We start from the raw sequence: 17,824 nt of genomic DNA, 5'->3' as shown, positions 1-17,824 counted from the left end.
CCGGTCCGCCGGCCGTGCACTCGGGCGGCGGCTCAATCGAAAGCCGTGGCCCTGGTGACCTTTTCCCATTCCGTGATCTCGGCACGGACCGCGTCGAGATGATCCAGTATCCCGTCCACGGCGTCCTCGCCCAGCGGGAGGCGCAGGGGTGTGCGTTCGGCGTCCAGTGCGGCCCGGATGGCGGCGGCCGCCTTGGCGGGGTCGCCGGGCTGGGCGCCGTCGCCGGTCTCGACCATGCGCCGCGTGGCGCCCGCCGTCTCGGCGTAGACCTCGTTCTCGGCGCTGAAATAGGCGGCTCCGGGCCCGAAGAGTCCGGTGCGGAACGCACCCGGTTCCACGACCAGCACATCGATCCCGAACGGCGCGACCTCCTCGGTCAGTGCCTCGGCGAAACCCTCCAGCGCGAATTTGGTGGCGCTGTAGGCGGAGAAGCCCGCGAACGACAGCTGCCCGCCGACGCTGCTCATCATGACGATCGCGCCGGAGCGCCGGGCGCGCATATGCGGTAGTACCGCGCGGGTGAGGGCGGCCGGTCCGAAGAAGTGCAGGTCGAACAGGTCGCGCAGTTCGCGGTCGGTGGTTTCCTCGACCGCGCCCACCTGGGTGCGGCCCGCGTTGTTCACCAGTACGTCGATCCGGCCGTAGCGGGCGACGATATCGGCGACCACTGTCTCGATGCGCTCGGTATCGGTGACGTCGAGCGCCAGTGCTTCCACCTGGTCGGGATGGGCGGCGACGAGATCGTCGAGGGCCGCGGTGCGGCGCGCCACCGCGATCACGGTATCGCCGGCCTCGATCGCCGCTTGCGTGATCGCGCGGCCGAAGCCGCTGCTCGCCCCGGTCACCAGCCAGATCTTCGGATTACTCATTGCGTTCTCCTCGGTTCGTGTCCGACAACGATCTTGGCCTCGTGCCGAGATGATGTCCAAGAGCTGGTGTGATAACCGTTGGTTATGGATGTGCACGGACGGGACCTGCGCTATTTCGCGGCGGTCGCCGAGCAGTTGAATTTCACCCGCGCCGCCGAAAGCCTGTTCGTCTCCCAGCCCGCGCTGAGCAAGCAGATCCGGGCGCTCGAACAGCAATTGGGCGCGCCGCTGTTCGACCGGGAGGGGCGTTCGGTCCGGCTCACTCCGGTGGGGGAGGCGCTGCTACCGCATGCGCGGCAGATGCTGGCAGCGTGGGAGTCGGCGTACATCGATGTGGAAGCCGCCAAGGCGGGGCAACGGGCCACGCTGGCCATCGGTATCAGTACCAGTCCGGGCCGCGGTCTGCTCCCGGCGGTGCGGGCCCGGTTCGCGGCGGCCCATCCGGCCGCCAAACCAGTGCTGCGCCAGATCGGCTGGCTCGATCCGACCGCCGGGCTGGCCGATGGATCCACCGATGTGGCGTTCGTCTGGCTGCCGCTGGCCGGCGCCGAGCGGTACGAATGGGTGGTGGTGGCGCGCGAACCGCGGGTGGTCGCGCTGCCCGAATCCCATCGCCTCGCCCGTTGCGACGTCGTGGAATTCCCGGAGCTGCTGGACGAACCGTTCCTGGCACTCCCGGAATCGGCCCGGACGCTGCGGGACTATTTCCTCGCGATCGACGAGCGCGGCGGCCGGCCCCCGGTCATCGGCGGTGAGATATCGAGTACCGAGGAGACCTACGAAGCGGTGCGCGGCGGTGACGGGGTGGTACTGCTGGCGGCGGGGAACGCGCCGCTGGTCGCGCATGAGGGCGTGGTGGTGCGGCCGGTCCACGGGGTGAGCCCGAGCGAGCTGGCCCTGGCCTGGCGGCGTGACGATATCCGGCCGTTGGTGCGCGGTTATGTGGAGGCGTGCCGGTCCGCTCTCGCCGGGGCGGCCGGGTCCGGTGGATTTGCCCCGGAAATAAAGTAGAACGTGTTATAGTTTTTGCGGTTTGCGAGCCCCGTGGGTGGTTCCCGGGCCGCGGCGCCATGTGGCGGTGCCCGCGGCCCGGGGCCGCGCCGGAGCGCCGGTCGATTTCACTGGGCCGCTCGGACGGGCCGGCCCGAAAGGCAGACGAATGAACACTGAACCGCACGTCGAAGACGCCGCCCTGCTGCACCGTGAGCCGCTGGCGGTGGACCTGCTGGGCAAAGCTCTCGAGCGTTATGCCGACCGCACCGCGGTCCATATCGACGACGCCACCCTGACCTACCGCGACGTGCGCGATCAGATCAGCCGGTTCGCCCAGGCGTTGGCTTCGGCCGGTCTCGGGGTGGGCTCCCCGGTGGCGGTGCTCTCGGCCAATCGGCCTGAGGTGATCTTCGCCCAGGGCGCCAACAATGTGAACGGGTCACGGGCCATGGCGCTGCATCCCATGGGCTCGCTCGATGATCACGCCTACGTCCTCGAGGACGCGGGCGTGGAAACCCTGATCTACGACCCGAGCGGTTTCGACGAACGTGCCGCGCAGTTGCGGGACAAGGTGCCCGGGCTGCGGAACCTGTTCTCGTTCGGCCCGTCCGAGGCGGGGACCGATCTCATCGAACTGGCCGCCGGGTTCACCCCCGAGCGGGTGCGCGGTCCGCAGGTGGATCCCAACGCGACCATGAGCCTGGCCTATACCGGCGGCACCACCGGTAAGCCGAAGGGTGTGGAGATGAGCTTCCGCGGCAGCACCACCATGCTGCGCATCCAGATGACCGAATGGGAATGGCCCGACGAGGTCCGGTTCCTGGTGTGCACCCCGCTGAGCCACGCGGGCGCCGCGTTCTGGGGTCCCACCGCCCAGCAGGGTGGTTCCATCGTGGTGCTGCCGTACTTCCACCCCGCCAAGGTGCTCGAGGCGATCGAGAAGTACAAGATCACCGCCACCATGCTGGTGCCCACCATGCTCTACGCGCTGCTGGACAGCCCCGACCTCGACAAGTACGACCTGTCCAGCCTGCAGACGGTGTTCTACGGCGCCTCCGCGATCTCCCCGACCCGGCTGGCCGAGGCGATCGAGAAGTTCGGTCCCATCTTCTTCCAGTTCTACGGCCAGGCCGAGAGCCCGATGACCATCTCGGTGCTGCGACGCGGCGACCACGACCTGAACAAACCGGAGCGGCTGGCCAGTTGCGGCCGTCCGGTGCCGTGGCTGTCGGTGGCGCTCCTCGATGAGAAGGGCAACGAGGTGCCCCAGGGCGAACCGGGCGAGGTGTGTGTCCGCGGCCCACTGGTGATGAACGGGTATCTGAACAAACCCGAACAGACCGCGGAAGCCACCGAATTCGGCTGGCTGCACACCGGCGATATCGCCCGGCAGGACGAGGAGGGTTTCCTCTACATCGTCGACCGGAAGAAGGACATGATCGTGTCCGGCGGGTTCAATGTGTACCCGCGTGAGGTCGAGGATGTGCTGTCGGCGCATCCGGCGGTGAGCGCCGCGGCCGTGATCGGTGTGCCGGACGACAAGTGGGGTGAGGCGGTCAAGGCGGTCGTCGTCCTCCGTGATGGGCAGTCGGTGCCGGTCGAGGAACTGCAGGCGCTGGTGAAGGACCGCAAGGGTGCGGTCTACACCCCGAAGACCGTCGATTTCGCCGAGAGCATTCCGGTCAGCCCGCTCGGTAAACCCGACAAGAAAGCGCTGCGAGCGCAGTACTGGGGCGAGGGTCGGCAGGTGAACTGAGACCGCTGGGCAACTACCGTTCGTATATCTCTCGTCGATGGCTCGCGGAGATCACCAGGATCACCAGCTTTCCATCGTCGACCTCGTAGACGAGACGGTAGTTGCCCACCCGTAAGCGGAATCCGGGGCGGCCGGTCAATGCTTTGACGTCCACGCCGTCCCGCCGGTACGGGTCGTCACCCAGCAAGGTCAGTGCGACCAGCAGGCGTAACGCGCCACGAAAACCTCAGCGATCCGGGGGACCCGTGAGAATCGCGGTGACGGTGTCGATCAGTTCGGTGAGCAGTTCGTCGGGGGAGAGCCGGGTTCCGCTGAGCGCCAGCATGCCCCGCAGGCCGTCCGGGTCGCCGAGGGTCTGGAAGGTCAGGTTCATGGCCTGGGTGAGGCGGAAACGGATGGTCCGGGACGCGACGCCGGGGGCGGTCTGCTCGAGCAGGGCGTTGAATCGCAGGGCCTGGGGGGCGAATCCCTCGGTGAGCTTGGTCAGGGCGGGATGGTTACCGCTCATGATGCCCGCGACCAGGCGAATCCACGGTGTGCCGCCGGCGGCGGCGAGTTCGCCCACCGGGCGGACGAAGGCGTCGGCCAGTGCGCGGGCATCGGGTGCGCCGGCCGCCTCGACGGCGTCCAGCAGTTCGGCGCGCCGGGTGTGCAGTTGTTCGCTGCGGCGGCTGATCAGCGCGTCGACCAGGGCGTCCTTGGAGCCGAAGTGATAGTGCACCGAGGCGACGTTCGCGCCGGCCTCGGCCATCACCGAACGCAGTGACACCGCGTCGATTCCGCGTTCGGCGAAGAGTCGTTCGGCGGCCAGGATCAGGCGCTGATCGGTGGGGAGGCCGGCCTCGGGGGCGTGGCCGGGGCCGGGGTCCGGCCGGGCTTCGCCGCGGGCCGCGGCCGGACCCCGGCGCGGGGATGCGGCGGGCGGGGACATCTCCCGCCCGGTCCGCACCCGGCTTCTCGTCATGACCGAAACTCTAGGAGACCGTGTCCGGCGCACCGTACAGGGTTACGACGCAGGCCCCGCCCAGGCCGAGATTGTGGGCGAGCCCGAGTCGTGCGCCGTCCACCTGACGCGGGCCCGCCGCACCGCGCACCTGGGTGACCAGTTCCGCGCACTGCGCCAGCCCGGTGGCACCGAGCGGATGGCCCTTGGAGATGAGCCCACCCGACGGGTTGACCACCCAGCGGCCGCCATAGGTGGTCGCGCCCGACTCCACCAGCGGGCCGGATTCGCCTTCGCCGCACAGACCCAGCGCCTCATAGGTGAGCAGCTCGTTGATGGAGAAGCAGTCGTGCAGTTCGAGCACATCGATATCGTCGATACCCACCCCGGCGGTCTCCAGTACCTTCCGGCCGGCGATACGTGCCATGGGTGCGCCCACCACATCGATCATCGATCCCGACTCGAACGAGGCGCCGGTATCGGTCACCAGTTCCTGGGCGAGGATCGGTACCGCCCGATCGAGACCGTGTGCGCGGACGTAGCGTTCGCTCACCAGCACCGCCGCGCCGGCGCCGTCGGACATGGGGGAGCACTGTGAGCGGGTCAGCGGATCCGACACAAGTTTGTCGCCGAGCACCTGGTCGAGGGTGTAGGCGTCCTGGAACTGGGCTTTCGGGTTGCGGGTGGAGTGCTCATGGTTCTTCACAGCGACCCGGGCCAGCTGCTCGCGGGTGGTCCCGTACCGCTGCATGTGTTCGTTCGCGGCGGCGCTGAAGAATTGGGCGGTCATCGGCGCGTTGCCGAAACCGGCGGCTGCCTTCAGCGTGTCCATGTGCCGGTCCACCGTGGTGACCTTCGGGATCGTGCCGTCGCCGGACATCGCCTGTCTGGTCATCTGCTCGAACCCGACCGCGAGCACGATATCGGCCAGTCCGGCCTGCACCCACTCCCGGGCGAGCACGAGCGCCGTGGATCCGGTGGCGCAGTTGTTGTTGACGTTCACCATCGGGATACCGGTGAGGCCGATATCGTAGAGCGCCCGCTGACCCGCGGTGGACGGCTGGAAGACGTAACCGACGGCGGCGCGCTGCACTTGTTCGTAACCCACTCCGGCGTCGGTGAGCGCCTGTCCCACCGCTTCGGCGACCATCTCCGGATACGTCCAGTCCCGGGACTGGATTTTCTCGAATTTGGTCATCCCGACGCCGGCGACGTATACCCGCTCGGTCATGTTTCTCTCCTTGTCTTGTGCGGTCCTACGGTCCGCGGAAGCGTTCGCCCGTGCCGTGCCGTGCCGTGCCGTGCCGTGTCGTGCTGGGGTCTTGCCGTGCTGGGTCTTGCCGTGCGGAGTCGGGTCGTGCCGTGCGGTGTCGGGGCCGTGCCGTGGGGCGTGGGCCGGTGACGCCGTTCCCGCGCCCGTCAGGAATTCGGCGGTTCGGAGCCGACCACCCAGAGCGCGTGGAATTGCGCCGCCCCGCCCATGGCGTGACCGATGGCGCGGCGCGCGTCCGGTACCTGGTGCTCACCCGCGGTACCGCGTACCTGCATGGCCGCCTCGGCGAACCGCAGCAGACCCGTTGCGCCCGTGGGGTTTCCGGAGAGCACTCCGCCGGACGGGTTGATCGGCAGTTCCCCGCCGAACGCGGTACGGCCGGAATCCACCACCTTCCAGCCCTGGCCGACCTCGGCCAGGCCCACGTTCTCCAGCCAGATCGGCTCGAACCAGCTGTAGGGGATGTAGAGCTCGGCGGTATCGATCTCACGGGCCGGGTCGGTGATCCCGGCCTGCCGGTACGCCTCGGCGGCGCACTGGCGGCCGGCCTCGGGATTCACCTCGTCGCGCCCGGCGAAGTGGCCGGTCTCGGTGCGCCACGACATGCCGTGGATCCAGGCGGGGGGACGGCCGGTGTGGTGGGCGTCGGCCTCCCCGGTGATCACCACCGCGCAGGACCCGTCCGAGGACGGGCACGACTCGAGAAAACGGATCGGATCCCAGAGCATCCGGGATTCGCGCACCTGCTCCACGGTGATATCCGGTAACTGGATATGCGCGTACGGGTTACGGGTGGCGTTGAGGCGGTGGTTGACCGCGATCTGCCAGCCGATGTGCTCGGGCGCCTCCGATCGGCGGATGTACTCCCGGATCACCGGCGCGAAATGTGCCCCGGCGCCCGCGCCGAGTTGCGCGCTGAAGGGCAGCCCGCGCGACAGCGCCCAGGTGAAATCACCCTCGGATTCCTTCGAATACGCGACAACCAGTACCCGTCGTGCCAGGCCCGCCTGCACCAGATGGGCACCGTAGATGGCGGCGTGCCCGCCGACGCTGCCTCCGGTGAACACCCGGGTCACCGGTAGCCCGCGGGCTCCCATCGCGTCGGCGAGGTAGAGCTCGGGGTTCATCACCCCGTCGAACAGGTCCGGCGTCTTCGACAGCACGACGGCGTCGATATCGCCGAATTCCAGTTCGGCGTCGGCCATTGCCTCGTCGACGGCTTCGCGCACCATCGCGCCGATGGTGACCTTGCGCTTCTTGGCCTGTTTGCTCTGTCCGATTCCGACGACCGCGAGTTTCACCGGTCTCCCTCCAATAGGCAGATCATGTTCTGCTGGAGCGCGGGCCCGTTGGTGGCGTGCGCGAGCGTGCGGTCCGCGCGACCGGTCAGGATGTGCTGTGCCGCGGCGCCGATCCGGATGAGTCCGGTGGCGGTGGTGGGCCGGGCGACCAGTGGCCCGCCACCGGGATTGATCGTGGCCCCGGACAGTTCGAGTGCCTGCGCCAGCAGCGGTTCCTGATAGCTGTACTCGGTGTGCAGTTCGGCGATCTGGACCTCGCGGGCGGCGAAACCGGCCTGCTCGGCGGCCTTCGCCGCGGCCACCGTCACGGTGTCGACGCGGGTCAGATCGCGGGTTCCCGGATAGTGACTGTCCATCCGGTGGTCGGCGCCGCGCACCCAGGCCGGACGTCGCGCCAGCCGCCGCGCGGTATCACCGGCCGCCAGCACCAGGACCGCCGCGGCATCGCCGATCGGACCCCGGTCGTGTTCGCGAAGTGGCGATGCCAGATACGGCGCGGCCAGCAGTTCGTCCACCGTGAACTCCCCGGACACCTGCGCGCCCGGATTGCCCACCGCGCCCGCCCGCGCCCGGACCACCACCTCGGCCAGCTGCTTCTCGTCCAGCACCCCGGCGGTGATCAGCGCCTGCGCCTGCAGGGCGGCCAGCGCGTCCTGGTGCGGCCGCAGCGGGGCCAGGAAGTACGGGTCGAGCTGGGTGGCGGTCACCTGGTCCAGATCGTGGGCCAGCGAACCGCGCCCGACACCGTAGACCACCGCGATCTCGCCCTCGCCGAGTTGCAGCCACGACCACGCCTCGTAGGCGGCCCAGGCGGCGTCCATCTCGACATGGGATTCCGAGATCGGCGGCCACGCGCCCACCGCATCGAGTGATTCGATATAGGCGAAGGTCCGGCCCTCGTGGAAATCGTGGCTGCCCGACGCCCAGAAATCGACCTCCGTGCGATCGATTCCGGCCGAGCCGAGCGCCTCGCGCATCACCGGCAGCAGGATCTCGGCCATATCGTCGTGCCGGTCGGCGGAGGTCCCCGGCGACTGCGCGAATGCGACCACCGCGATATCACGCATCGGAATCTCCTGCGACCGGTCGGTAGTAACGGATGCTGTTCATGGATGTGTCCAGGTCCTCCTCGGCGCACCACACCGGTTCCACCCGCATCCCGATGTGCACATCGGCGAGTTCGACGTCGCGGATCAGATGCATGAGCGTGGTGTCCGCACCGTCGACCTGGATATAGGCCACCAGGTACGGCGGATCGATCACCTGGCCCGGGAACGGGAAATTCACCACGCAGAACGTTTTCACCACGCCGGTGCCGTCCAGTTCGAACGGCGCGGAGAGCTCGGCCAGGCAGCGCGAACAGAACTCGGGGAAGGGCAGGTACACGCGTTCGCAGGTCGGGCAGCGGCGGGCCAGCAGCCGGCGTTCCTTCAACCCGCGCAGAAAGGTCGAACGCCCGGTTCCGGCGACGAAGGTGTAGTCCACCTTGTGCGGGCTGGTGAACGATTCCACGGGCGTGGGCAGGGTGCTCATCATGACTCCACCGGTTCGAAGCAGACGATATCGCGGATACTGCCGACCCGTTCGGCGCGCCAGCGGGGTGCCACCCGCAGGCCCGCGGCGAGGCGGGACGGGTCGCCGCCGGTATCGACGGCGTGGAAGAGACCACCTTCGGTGCCGTCGATGGTGATCAGAGCCCAGGCGAAATGGTCGGCCGCGATCTCGTCGCCGGGCCGGGTGGGCACCCAGGTCCAGTGGGTGACGGTGCCGAAGGGTGTCAGGCGGACCAGCTCGCCGGTGGGGGCCGCGGTGGCCGGGTCGAACTCCAGCGCGGGGCAGAGCACGGCGCCGGCGGCGGTGCGCACCCCGTACAGCTCGCCGTCGCGCAGACCGCCGAGGAACGTGCCGATCTTCTCGCCGACCGTCCGGTTGTACGGGAATTCGATGCTGTAGGGCGCGGTGAGACTCGCGTCCGGGGACTCGGCTGTCATCGGTCTCCTGCCGATCGGGGGCGCGGTCCGGCACTGGACCGCGTGTCGATGGTGTCCCGCGCGGCAGCCCTGTGTCAATCACTTGATTGAATCGGTTGATAGCGGCATCGTGGGTAGTCCGGACTTGTTCGGGCGATCCCCGGTGCGTCGCCCGCGCGCATGACGTAAGCTCCGAATTCAAGTAGAACCTGTTCCAATTCCTCCGGTGAGGAGAGATCACCATGGCCATCGTTGAACAGCTGGAGCCGACCGCCGAGGGACGCCGGCGGCTCGAGCTGCGCAGCCCCGCTACCCGCGAACGCGTCGGCGAGATCGAGGTGAGCACGGCCGACGATGTGGCCGCGGTCCTGGCCACGGCGCGCGCCGCGCAGCCCGGCTGGGCCGCCCGACCGGTCGCCGAACGTGCCGCGATCATCCGCAACGCGGTCTCGGTGCTACTGGCCCGCCGCGACGAGATCGTCGAAACGGTGATGCAGGAGACCGGTAAACCGCGGGTCGAGGCGCTGGCCGTGGAAATGGTGCCCGCCTGCGATTTCCTGAACTACTGGAGCGGCCGCGCCACCAAGGATCTGGCCGACGAGAAGCGCCGCCTGCACGGCTACATGCTGCCGCTGAAGAAACTCGTCATCAACTATCAGCCGCTCGGCGTGGTCGGTGTCATCACGCCCTGGAACGGCCCGTTCATCCTCTCGCTGAACCCGATCGCCCAGGCCCTGCTGGCCGGCAACTCGGTGGTGCTCAAACCGTCCGAGGTCACCCCGCACTCGGGGGAGTGGGCGGTCAAGGTGCTGCACGAAGCCGGCGTTCCCGAGGACGTCCTGCAGGTCGTGCACGGTGACGGCGAGACCGGCGCGGCCCTGGTGAACGGCGATGTCGACAAGATCTCGTTCACCGGCAGTGTCGGCACCGGCAAGAAGATCGCCGCGGCCTGCGCGGGCCGGCTGATCCCGGTCACTCTGGAACTCGGCGGCAAGGACGCGATGATCGTCTGCGCCGATGCCGACCTGGACCGCGCCTCGCTCGGTGCGGTGTATCTTTCGATGTTCAACACCGGTCAGGTCTGTGTCGGGGTCGAGCGGATCTACGTGGTGGAGAGCATCGCCGACCGGTTCATCGAGGAGGTTCGCAAACGCGCCGCCGAGGTGACCTACGGCGCCGTGGGCAAGGATGTCGGCCCGCTGTTCTGGGACCGGCAGCTCGAGATTGTCGAGAAGCACGTCGAGGACGCCAAGGCCAAGGGCGCCACCGTGCTGCTCGGCGGCGAATCCGATACCGCCGAGGGCGTGTTCTTCAAGCCGACGGTGGTCGTGGACGTCACCCACGATATGGACATCATGCAGCAGGAGACCTTCGGCCCGGTCGTCGCGATCATGCGCGTCCGGGACGAGGAAGAGGCCGTGAGAATGGCCAACGACTGCCAGTACGGCCTCAGCGGCAGTGTGTTCACCAAGGACAAGGCCAAGGTCGTGCGGCTGGCCAAACAGCTCAAGACCGGGTCGGTGGTGCAGAACGACGCGTCGGTGATCTACGGCGTCGCCGAGGCGCCCTTCGGCGGCCGCAAGGACAGCGGCCTGGGCCTGGTCAACGGCCGGGACGCGCTGCGCGGCTTCGCGCACCCGCAGCCGGTGCTGCTGGACCGGTGGGGCCTGAAGAAGGAGAACATCTGGTACCCCTACAGCGAGGCCACCGCCGCCACGCTGGAGAAGACCATCGGCACCCTGTTCGGCAACAAAATCCTGCGCCGCCTGGTGCGCTGACCGGTGGCCCGGCCGCCTGTGCGATCAGGCGGCCGGGTGATCGGCGGGTTCGTCCTCGTCCGCGGCGGACTTCCCGCGGCCGGAGCGATAGCGTTTGACGACCTCCCAGACGATCGGGAGCACCGAGACGGCCACGATGAGCAGGAAGATCAGGTCGACATTGTCGCGCACGATCGCGATCTGGCCGAGCAGATAGCCCAGCATGGTGACCCCGGCGCCCCACAGCACACCGCCGATGACGTTGTAGGTGAAGAACACCGAGTACTTCATCCTGGCCGCGCCCGCGACCAGTGGCGCGTAGGTGCGCACGATCGGCACGAACCGGGCGAGCACGATGGTGATCGGCCCGTGCTTCTCGAAGAACGCGTGCGATTCGTCGATGTAGGACTTCTTGAGTATCTTCGCGTCGTCGCTCTTGAACAGCGCGGTGCCGCCCTTGGCGCCGATCAGGTAGCCCACCTGATCGCCGGCGATCGCCGCGATCGGGATCAGCACCAGTAGTACCCCGATCGGCGCGAACGGCTCGATCTCGGCGGACTTGGAGGCCGCGATGAGTCCTGCGGTGAACAGCAGTGAATCACCCGGCAGTAGCGGGAAGAGCAGGCCCGACTCGATGAACACCACGACCAGCAGACCCAGCAGTACCCAGGTGCCGAACGAGTTGAGCAGATTCACCGGGTCCAGAAAACCCGGCATCAGGGCAAGTTCGGTGGTGGCCGCTGCGACGGCTGAGTAACTCACCCCGCCGAAGATACCGCAGCGGAACGCGTCGGTTTGATCCGGATTGCCCGATTGGTGAAGTTATCGCGGGCCGATAGCCCCTCGATGGGCGCCGGCCCGCCGCAGTGACTCCTCGATCTCCGCGACTCGCCGCGCCGGAATTCCCCAGGGATGCTGCACGCCGACCCTGGAGTCCAGATCCCACAATACGCATTCCTCGCCGGGCCGGGCGACCAGCGACCACGCCACCACGGTCCGGCCCAGTCGTCCCGCCGTCTCCGCCGGCCCGGCGGTCTCGGGGCCCCCACCATCCGGATAGTGGTGCAGGAACCGCCCGTAGGCCCGGTCGCAGAATTCCGCGTACCGCCGGGTGCACAGGATCAGGCCGTGCCATGCCTCGTCCACCGCGTGCGACGGCATTCCGATCACCTGGCCATCGGCCAGCGCCGGTCCGCAGCACCGCAGCCACTGGCGTAGACCATTATCGATGAGCGCCCGCGGCTGCCATGGGCAGGTCTTGAAAACGGCGTCGGGAAGTTCCAGCTCACCGACCACGCGCGCTACGGCGGCCGGATCGGTGCCGCGCCGGCGCCGGAATGCGGCAGAGGTGAACATTGTGTCATTATCGCCCGGCATGGGATCGGAGCCAGGCCACCGCGATCCCGACCGCCTGTGCGCGGCGCTTCCTCGGCGTGCATGCTGCGAATCCCCATATGCGGCACGCGCATCGGCCGATCCTTTGGGAAATGGAACTGTTCGTCGCGTTGTTCGTTCTGCCGGCGTTCGGCGTCCTGTGCGTCGGGGCGGTGGCGGGGACCAACTATGCGATCGTCGAGGCGGTCAGGAGCCGGGCCTCTGAAATCTCCGGAGGCTACTACTCCGGAGGCGCTTATTCGGGGGTTCACTATTCCGGCGCCCATCGCCGATTCGGTGACAGCCGTTCGGCTCCTCAGGATCGCGGTGATGCCGGGTCGTGTGGAGGCGGCGGTAGTTGCAGCGGCTGTGCTGGTGGAAGTAGTTGCGGGGGTGGGAGTAGCTGTGGCGGCGGTTCGTCGTCATAACGAGGGGCGGCAATGGTTCGTCCGGCAGCACTCCTGAAGTACCTGGCGCCGAGCGAAATTCCCAGGTTTCGACGCCGCCATCTCTTATGGCTGTAACTCCAAGTTGCGTTTAATATTTCGCGCCGGGTAGGTCAAACCTGTTGTAGGACTGCACAAATTATGCGACTTGGATTGGGACTTTCCTGCAGCTCGTCCCGTGAGTGGGAAACGGTCGGCGTGTTGCACTCATACCGATTCGGTATCGGTGGAACTGTGCAATTTCACACCGCATCAAGGGTTTTCGGATCGCATGCAAAAATGTCCGGCTGTGTGCGGGGTAATGCGTAAATCCGTCATTTCCGGCGAAACAGTCTCCGGTTGGCCGGATTCGGCGGACACACCATAGAGCGTTCTGGGGTGCAACACCACCCCGGCAATCGTTACTGTGCCTGCCGTGGTTACCGCATTGGTAGTGCTCGCGATCCTGATTCTTGTTGCCTCCGTAGTCCATCTCGCCAGTCGCCCCCCGGAGGATCTCCGCCCCCGGAGAGCGCGTGCGCGGGTCGGCTCGGAGAGCTACTCCGACTGACCCGCACCACTCGCGGGCGATAGCACGACCACAGCAATCGGACGCTTCGTCATCTTCTGGTACTCGCTGTACCGGCCCTGATTCGCAGCGTCCACCAACCCCCAGCGGCGCGCGTACTCCGGATCGTCGGGCAGAGTGACCCGGGCCCGAACCGGGAACGCGCGCCGCCCGACCTGGATCTCGCACTCCGGCCGCGCCCGCACATTCGCCAGCCACCCCGGCGGCCGCGGCGACCCGCCGTTCGAGGCGGTGACCAGATAATCCGCCCCGTCCCTGGCGTAGGTCAGCGCCGACGTCCGCGCCGACCCCGTCTTGCGCCCCACGGTCCGCAGCAGCAGCGTCGGATTACCGAACAGCAGCCGATGCCCCACCAGCCCGCCGCTCTTCTCGTACAGCCACTGATGCACCTGCAACGCCCGCACGAACAACTTCGCCACGCGCCCTCCTCCGCTCCGGCAACAACCCCACCCTAGCCACGGTCCCGGCGCTCCACCGCCCCCCTGCGGCCGACCAACTGGCCCCCGCCACGGCAACCGGGTACCATCCCACAGTTGCGACCCCAGGTCGCAGCCAGGGGCGGTAGCTCAGTCGGTTAGAGCCGTGGACTCATAATCCATTGGTCGTGGGTTCGAGCCCCACCCGCCCCACAAAGAGGGTTCTACCAGCAGAGATATGAAACCTCGGAACCGAGGTTCATTCGTACGGTGCCCGATCAGCCCTGTATTTCTTCTGGTGATGTTCCGCCGTCTCGGGATGGATCCGAACGACTTACGTGAGCCGGCGGACCTGGACGTCAGTACATCTGTGGCGACGAACCGGGCGCAAGCCCGACGCCTACACGTCATCTCGGATAGCTGGTGATCCGGTCGGATCTCTCAGCCGTGCTCCCTCTCGCCTTGTTCGAGGTCGATGGCTGCCCTGACCGCACCGTCCTCGCCCACCGGCGTCCCTGCCGGAAGTAGGTGTCGTGCGGCCGTATTGTCGTCGGTGGTGACCGCGACAATGCGCCGGACACCGGCGGCTGCGGCAGCGATCCGAAGTTTTCCGGCAACCGCGCGGCCGACCCCACGTCCGCGGTAGGAGCGGCCGATCCAGATTCCGGCCTCGGACGCATCGCCCCGATATTCCAGTCGCGCCGCGCCGACAGCCCGGCCGTCGACCGTGATGACGTAGGTGAGTTCCACCGGCCCTTCGGTGCGAAGTGCGCGGCCGCGGTGGAATTGCAGGAATGCCTGTTTGCGGTGAGCGGTCCATCCCGGCTCCCCGGCCACCGGGGGCATGACCTCCAGTGGGTCGGCATCGGCCACGGCGGCCTCCAGCAGCGCTGGGAGATTGTTCTCGGTCAGCGGCTCCAGCTCGATCGACATCGGGTTCTCTCGCACATCGGGAGGTTGCCGGTCGGGCGCAGAGGTGTCAACGGAATTCCGGCGGGGCGGGCCACGTATCGAGTGGTGCTCGGAACCACCCCACCAGCTCGTACAGGGCCGACGGGTGGTCGTCGACCAGGTCCGGGCCGCGGTCACCGACGCGCCGACGCCGATCGACAGAGTCGGTCCCGTGGCGGGGCGAATGGTCGGAGGGCACGGTGAGCAGCGCGGTGCCGGCGTGGGCCGGATGCCATCGACCATTGCCTCGACCGTTGCCGAAACGAAGCGAGAGCTTCCGGGCCTGTGTCTGCCGCATGGCATAGGCTGAGGCCTCGGCGGCACGAGGTGCGTACGTGCCTGGTTCCGCGCTCGAACAGAGATACTCGCGGTATTCGATCTGATCTGTTGGAACGAAGCGTCACCGGTTCGGCCGATGGTCCGCTGACCGACAGCGTCGTGCTGCGTCCGCGGCAATCGTGGTTTTGGCTCGATAACTGCCCTGCATGAACTACTCGCATGAAGGATCGGTATGAAGAGCGAAAAACGTGCCTGGGTTGCAGTGCTGACAGGAACCCTCATCGTCGCCGGTGGTGGGGCGGTCACCGCACCACCGGCATGGACGCAACCGGCGGCGCTGCAGTCTCAAGGCGCCGGGGGCGACCTGCTCCGTGCCGAAGCCTCGCAACTGGCGGTGGCGGCCCCGGGAGTACCCGGGACGGTACCGGCGAGGTCGATACGCCTCACCTACGCCAGCAGCGACACCCATGAGGCGCCGACCACGGTGGTGGGAACGTATCTGGAGCCACTCGCGCCGTGGACCGGCCCCGGGGACCGGCCGCTGGTGGCGTATGCGGGCGGCACCCAGGGGCAGAGCGCCGAGTGCGCGCCCTCGGCGATGCTGTCACAGGTGGTCCGGTTCCAGCCGCCGGCCGATCTGCTCTTCGAATACGACGTCATCGCGATCTATCAGCTGCTCGCTCGCGGCATGGGGGTGGTGATCACCGACTATCACGATCTCGGCGCGCCGGGCATCCACAATTTCCTCAACCGCAAGACTCAAGGCTACGCGGTACTGGACTCCGCGCGTGCGGCGTTGCGGTTGCCCGACACCGGACTCGGACCCAACTCGCCCGTCGTACTCTACGGCTACTCCCAGGGCGGAATGGCTTCCGCGGCCGCGGCCGAGCTGCAGCCGAAATATGCCCCCGACCTGAACCTGCGCGGCGCCTACGTGGGCGGACCCCTGGTCGGGCCCCAGGATTACATCGCCCGCTTCGACGGCCGCCCCGGTGTCGCAACGGCCATCGCATGGATCGTCAACGGTATCGCCGCCGATTATCCCGATACCCGTCCGGTGCTCGACGCCGCGCTCAACAACACCGGCAAGGCGATCCTGAACGAGGCGATCGGCAAATGCGGCGGTCTGTCCAGCAGTTTCACGCAACCGCAGAGCACAACGCAATGGACCACCAGCGGGCTGCCTCTCACGGCCGTGATCGACGGCTCCCCGGAGCTGAAAAGGGCATTCGACGAGCAGCGGCTCGGCGGGGCCGCCCCCGCGGTGCCGGTCCGGATCTACTCGGCGCGCCACGATGAGGGCGCTCCGTACCCGGCCGTGCACAGTATGGCCTCGAGTTGGTGCGGTGGCGGCGCGGCCGTTCAGCTGGAATCGGACGCTGCCCTGCCGCCTATATCCGCTGGATTGCTGGGCACCCACGATGTGGCTTTCTTCCCGTCGCTGATGACCTCGCAGCAGTGGGTGACCGATCGCCTCGCCGACGTGCCGGCCCCCGTGAACTGCGCGGCCTTACCCTAGTCTCCGAAACACGACCGATCCGACACTCCGATATCCCGAGCGGGCAGTAGACCTTCCACTCCTCACGCGTCCTCGGCTGATCGCATGCATGGTCTCGGTACCATGCCCGGCCACAGTCGCTCCACGGGCGGTTTCCGTCCCGGACCGACGCGGTCGAAGGTATCGAGATATGCGGCGGGTCGGCGTTACCCGTTGTCAGCAGCCATACCCGGATGAATGTGCCGGTTGAACGAGCGAGACGGATATGACACCACTCAGACGCAGAAACGCGCGCGATCACAAACGCTATCTCTGGATTCTGAGCACCGTGGCACCCGGCTGTGCGTTGTTGCCGGGGCAACTGGTGCACATGACCGGGCTCGCACTGTTCTGGTGGATCGGCCCGATCCTCGTGTTCGTGGTGATTCCGGTGCTGGACATCGTGGTGGGCTGCGACGGAATCAGCCCGCGGGACGAAGACTACGAGGCATTGTCCAACGATCGTTATTACCGCTGGTGCACATTCCTCTTCCTGCCGATGCAGTTCATCGGCCTGGCTATCGCGGGATACATGTGGTCGGGTACCGAACTGGGGCTCGTCGACAAACTGGGGCTGGCCGTCACGCTGGGAATTGTCTCCGGTATCGGCATCAACGCAGGCCACGAACTCGGCCATCGGGTCGAGAATGGCGAACGCTGGCTGGCGAAAATCGCACTCGCGCAATCCGCGTACGGCCATTTCTTCGTCGAGCACAACCGCGGCCATCATGTCCGGGTCGCCACCCCCGAGGATCCCGCGAGCGCCCGGTTCGGTGAGCCGCTGTGGGCCTTCATACCGCGCAGCGCGGTGGGCGGCTTTCGCTCGGCACTCACTCTGGAACGGGAGCGTCTGTCCCGCAAGGGCAAGAAGTGGTTCAGCCGGGACAATCATCTGCTGCAGGCATGGTCGATGAGCGTGGTGGTGTTCGGTTCGATGATTCTCGTCTTCGGACCCGTCGTCATTCCCTACCTGATCCTGCAGGCCGTGATCGGTATCGCATTGCTCGAGACCGTGAACTACCTCGAGCACTACGGTCTGCTACGAGCGCGCCGCGCCGACGGCCGTTACGAGCGGTGCGCACCGCGTCACAGTTGGAACAGCGACCGCCTGGTCACCAATGTCTTTCTTCTCCACCTCCAGCGCCACAGCGACCATCACGCGAATCCCGGCCGCCGCTACCAGACGCTGCGCAGTTCCGACGAGGCCCCACAGCTGCCCTTCGGTTACGCCACCATGGTTCTGCTCGCGGCCGTTCCACCGCTGTGGCGCAAGGTCATGGATCGCCGGCTTCTCGCCCACTACGGCGGCGACCTGACGCTGGTCAACAGGAAACCGCGCAGGAGCCCGAGTGACGCGTCCGGTCGGTCCGGAGAATTACTGGTGTGACGGC

Annotated in this window: 17 protein-coding genes and 1 tRNA gene; 6 read left to right on the top strand and 12 right to left on the bottom strand. The window is 67.4% G+C overall.

Annotation, left to right across the window (positions count from 1 at the left end; translation table 11 throughout):
• Positions 1 to 32: 32 nt before the first annotated feature.
• Complete coding sequence (locus NS4_RS13795; RefSeq protein ID WP_063059905.1) at positions 33 to 869, bottom strand: oxidoreductase; 837 nt, start codon at positions 867 to 869, stop codon at positions 33 to 35.
• Between the two features lie 84 nt (positions 870 to 953).
• Here NS4_RS13795 and NS4_RS13790 point away from each other — a divergent pair, with 84 nt between their 5' ends.
• Together NS4_RS13790 and NS4_RS13785 are read left to right on the top strand one after the other, a co-directional pair.
• On the top strand, positions 954 to 1,880 hold the full coding sequence (locus NS4_RS13790; protein ID WP_063059904.1) for a LysR family transcriptional regulator: 927 nt from the start codon (positions 954 to 956) through the stop codon (positions 1,878 to 1,880).
• A 148-nt stretch (positions 1,881 to 2,028) separates the two neighbouring features.
• Positions 2,029 to 3,618 (top strand): AMP-binding protein, encoded by a 1,590-nt coding sequence (locus NS4_RS13785; protein ID WP_063059903.1) that lies wholly within the window; start codon positions 2,029 to 2,031, stop codon positions 3,616 to 3,618.
• A 13-nt stretch (positions 3,619 to 3,631) separates the two neighbouring features.
• Here the strand turns inward: NS4_RS13785 and NS4_RS13780 are convergent, their stop codons facing one another.
• The 7 genes from NS4_RS13780 to NS4_RS13750 all read right to left on the bottom strand — a co-directional run bounded on the left by NS4_RS13780 (position 3,632) and on the right by NS4_RS13750 (position 9,126).
• Complete coding sequence (locus tag NS4_RS13780; RefSeq protein WP_369690212.1) at positions 3,632 to 3,811, bottom strand: type II toxin-antitoxin system RelE family toxin; 180 nt, start codon at positions 3,809 to 3,811, stop codon at positions 3,632 to 3,634.
• A 33-nt stretch (positions 3,812 to 3,844) separates the two neighbouring features.
• A complete protein-coding gene (locus tag NS4_RS13775; RefSeq protein WP_245665366.1) occupies positions 3,845 to 4,582 on the bottom strand; it encodes a TetR/AcrR family transcriptional regulator in 738 nt (245 codons plus the stop codon).
• Between the two features lie 10 nt (positions 4,583 to 4,592).
• On the bottom strand, positions 4,593 to 5,792 hold the full coding sequence (locus NS4_RS13770; RefSeq protein WP_063059901.1) for a thiolase C-terminal domain-containing protein: 1,200 nt from the start codon (positions 5,790 to 5,792) through the stop codon (positions 4,593 to 4,595).
• A 188-nt stretch (positions 5,793 to 5,980) separates the two neighbouring features.
• Positions 5,981 to 7,135, bottom strand: coding sequence for a thiolase family protein (locus NS4_RS13765; RefSeq protein ID WP_063059900.1), 1,155 nt, complete (start codon positions 7,133 to 7,135; stop codon positions 5,981 to 5,983).
• Positions 7,132 to 8,202 (bottom strand): thiolase family protein, encoded by a 1,071-nt coding sequence (locus NS4_RS13760; RefSeq protein WP_063059899.1) that lies wholly within the window; start codon positions 8,200 to 8,202, stop codon positions 7,132 to 7,134. The genes NS4_RS13765 and NS4_RS13760 overlap by 4 nt, the downstream gene beginning before the upstream one ends.
• A complete protein-coding gene (locus NS4_RS13755) occupies positions 8,195 to 8,668 on the bottom strand; it encodes a Zn-ribbon domain-containing OB-fold protein (protein ID WP_063059898.1) in 474 nt (157 codons plus the stop codon). Before NS4_RS13755 ends, NS4_RS13760 begins: the two co-directional genes overlap by 8 nt.
• Positions 8,668 to 9,126 carry a hypothetical protein gene (locus tag NS4_RS13750; RefSeq protein ID WP_063059897.1) on the bottom strand — a complete coding sequence of 153 codons (459 nt, stop codon included), beginning with the start codon at positions 9,124 to 9,126 and terminating at the stop codon, positions 8,668 to 8,670. The genes NS4_RS13755 and NS4_RS13750 overlap by 1 nt, the downstream gene beginning before the upstream one ends.
• Before the next feature lie 221 nt (positions 9,127 to 9,347).
• On the opposite strand from NS4_RS13750, the gene NS4_RS13745 reads away from it, so the two are divergent.
• Positions 9,348 to 10,883, top strand: a complete 1,536-nt coding sequence (locus tag NS4_RS13745) for an aldehyde dehydrogenase family protein (protein WP_063059896.1) — start codon at positions 9,348 to 9,350, stop codon at positions 10,881 to 10,883.
• Between the two features lie 24 nt (positions 10,884 to 10,907).
• On the opposite strand, the gene NS4_RS13740 is transcribed toward NS4_RS13745, so the two are convergent.
• The 3 genes from NS4_RS13740 to NS4_RS13730 form a co-directional block, all read right to left on the bottom strand.
• A complete protein-coding gene (locus NS4_RS13740) occupies positions 10,908 to 11,579 on the bottom strand; it encodes a VTT domain-containing protein (RefSeq protein ID WP_157106041.1) in 672 nt (223 codons plus the stop codon).
• A gap of 105 nt (positions 11,580 to 11,684) precedes the next feature.
• Positions 11,685 to 12,218, bottom strand: a complete 534-nt coding sequence (locus tag NS4_RS13735; RefSeq protein WP_063059894.1) for a UCP032817 domain-containing protein — start codon at positions 12,216 to 12,218, stop codon at positions 11,685 to 11,687.
• A gap of 1,001 nt (positions 12,219 to 13,219) precedes the next feature.
• The gene (locus NS4_RS13730) at positions 13,220 to 13,669 is read right to left on the bottom strand and encodes a nitroreductase family deazaflavin-dependent oxidoreductase (RefSeq protein WP_063059893.1); all 450 of its coding nucleotides are present in this window, start codon (positions 13,667 to 13,669) and stop codon (positions 13,220 to 13,222) included.
• A 136-nt stretch (positions 13,670 to 13,805) separates the two neighbouring features.
• On the opposite strand from NS4_RS13730, the gene NS4_RS13725 reads away from it, so the two are divergent.
• A tRNA-Ile gene (locus NS4_RS13725) sits at positions 13,806 to 13,879 on the top strand.
• Between the two features lie 228 nt (positions 13,880 to 14,107).
• On the opposite strand, the gene NS4_RS13720 is transcribed toward NS4_RS13725, so the two are convergent.
• Positions 14,108 to 14,614: a GNAT family N-acetyltransferase gene (locus NS4_RS13720; RefSeq protein ID WP_245665364.1), complete on the bottom strand. Its 507-nt coding sequence runs from the start codon at positions 14,612 to 14,614 to the stop codon at positions 14,108 to 14,110.
• Between the two features lie 514 nt (positions 14,615 to 15,128).
• Here NS4_RS13720 and NS4_RS13710 point away from each other — a divergent pair.
• Complete coding sequence (locus tag NS4_RS13710) at positions 15,129 to 16,415, top strand: lipase family protein (protein ID WP_084487199.1); 1,287 nt, start codon at positions 15,129 to 15,131, stop codon at positions 16,413 to 16,415.
• 244 nt (positions 16,416 to 16,659) lie between these two features.
• Entirely contained in the window at positions 16,660 to 17,820 is a 1,161-nt protein-coding gene (locus NS4_RS13705) for an alkane 1-monooxygenase (RefSeq protein ID WP_063059889.1), read from the top strand.
• Positions 17,821 to 17,824: the final 4 nt, after the last annotated feature.

Origin of the sequence: Nocardia sienata NBRC 100364, assembly GCF_001613205.1 — a bacterium.
In the GTDB taxonomy this organism is placed as follows: domain Bacteria; phylum Actinomycetota; class Actinomycetes; order Mycobacteriales; family Mycobacteriaceae; genus Nocardia; species Nocardia sienata.
The sequence above is the reverse complement of the archived record's forward strand: the minus strand, read 5'-3'. Positions and strand labels throughout refer to the sequence as shown.

Bases quoted from the DNA above. Each gene is read 5' to 3' on its own strand.
- NS4_RS13795 (WP_063059905.1), bottom strand. From the start codon at position 869: ATGAGTAATCCGAAGATCTGGCTGGTGACCGGGGCGAGCAGCGGCTTC.
- NS4_RS13790 (WP_063059904.1), top strand. From the start codon at position 954: ATGGATGTGCACGGACGGGACCTGCGCTATTTCGCGGCGGTCGCCGAG.
- NS4_RS13785 (WP_063059903.1), top strand. From the start codon at position 2,029: ATGAACACTGAACCGCACGTCGAAGACGCCGCCCTGCTGCACCGTGAG.
- NS4_RS13775 (WP_245665366.1), bottom strand. From the start codon at position 4,582: ATGACGAGAAGCCGGGTGCGGACCGGGCGGGAGATGTCCCCGCCCGCC.
- NS4_RS13770 (WP_063059901.1), bottom strand. From the start codon at position 5,792: ATGACCGAGCGGGTATACGTCGCCGGCGTCGGGATGACCAAATTCGAG.
- NS4_RS13760 (WP_063059899.1), bottom strand. From the start codon at position 8,202: ATGCGTGATATCGCGGTGGTCGCATTCGCGCAGTCGCCGGGGACCTCC.
- NS4_RS13755 (WP_063059898.1), bottom strand. From the start codon at position 8,668: ATGAGCACCCTGCCCACGCCCGTGGAATCGTTCACCAGCCCGCACAAG.
- NS4_RS13750 (WP_063059897.1), bottom strand. From the start codon at position 9,126: ATGACAGCCGAGTCCCCGGACGCGAGTCTCACCGCGCCCTACAGCATC.
- NS4_RS13745 (WP_063059896.1), top strand. From the start codon at position 9,348: ATGGCCATCGTTGAACAGCTGGAGCCGACCGCCGAGGGACGCCGGCGG.
- NS4_RS13740 (WP_157106041.1), bottom strand. From the start codon at position 11,579: ATGCCGGGTTTTCTGGACCCGGTGAATCTGCTCAACTCGTTCGGCACC.
- NS4_RS13735 (WP_063059894.1), bottom strand. From the start codon at position 12,218: ATGTTCACCTCTGCCGCATTCCGGCGCCGGCGCGGCACCGATCCGGCC.
- NS4_RS13710 (WP_084487199.1), top strand. From the start codon at position 15,129: ATGAAGAGCGAAAAACGTGCCTGGGTTGCAGTGCTGACAGGAACCCTC.
- NS4_RS13705 (WP_063059889.1), top strand. From the start codon at position 16,660: ATGACACCACTCAGACGCAGAAACGCGCGCGATCACAAACGCTATCTC.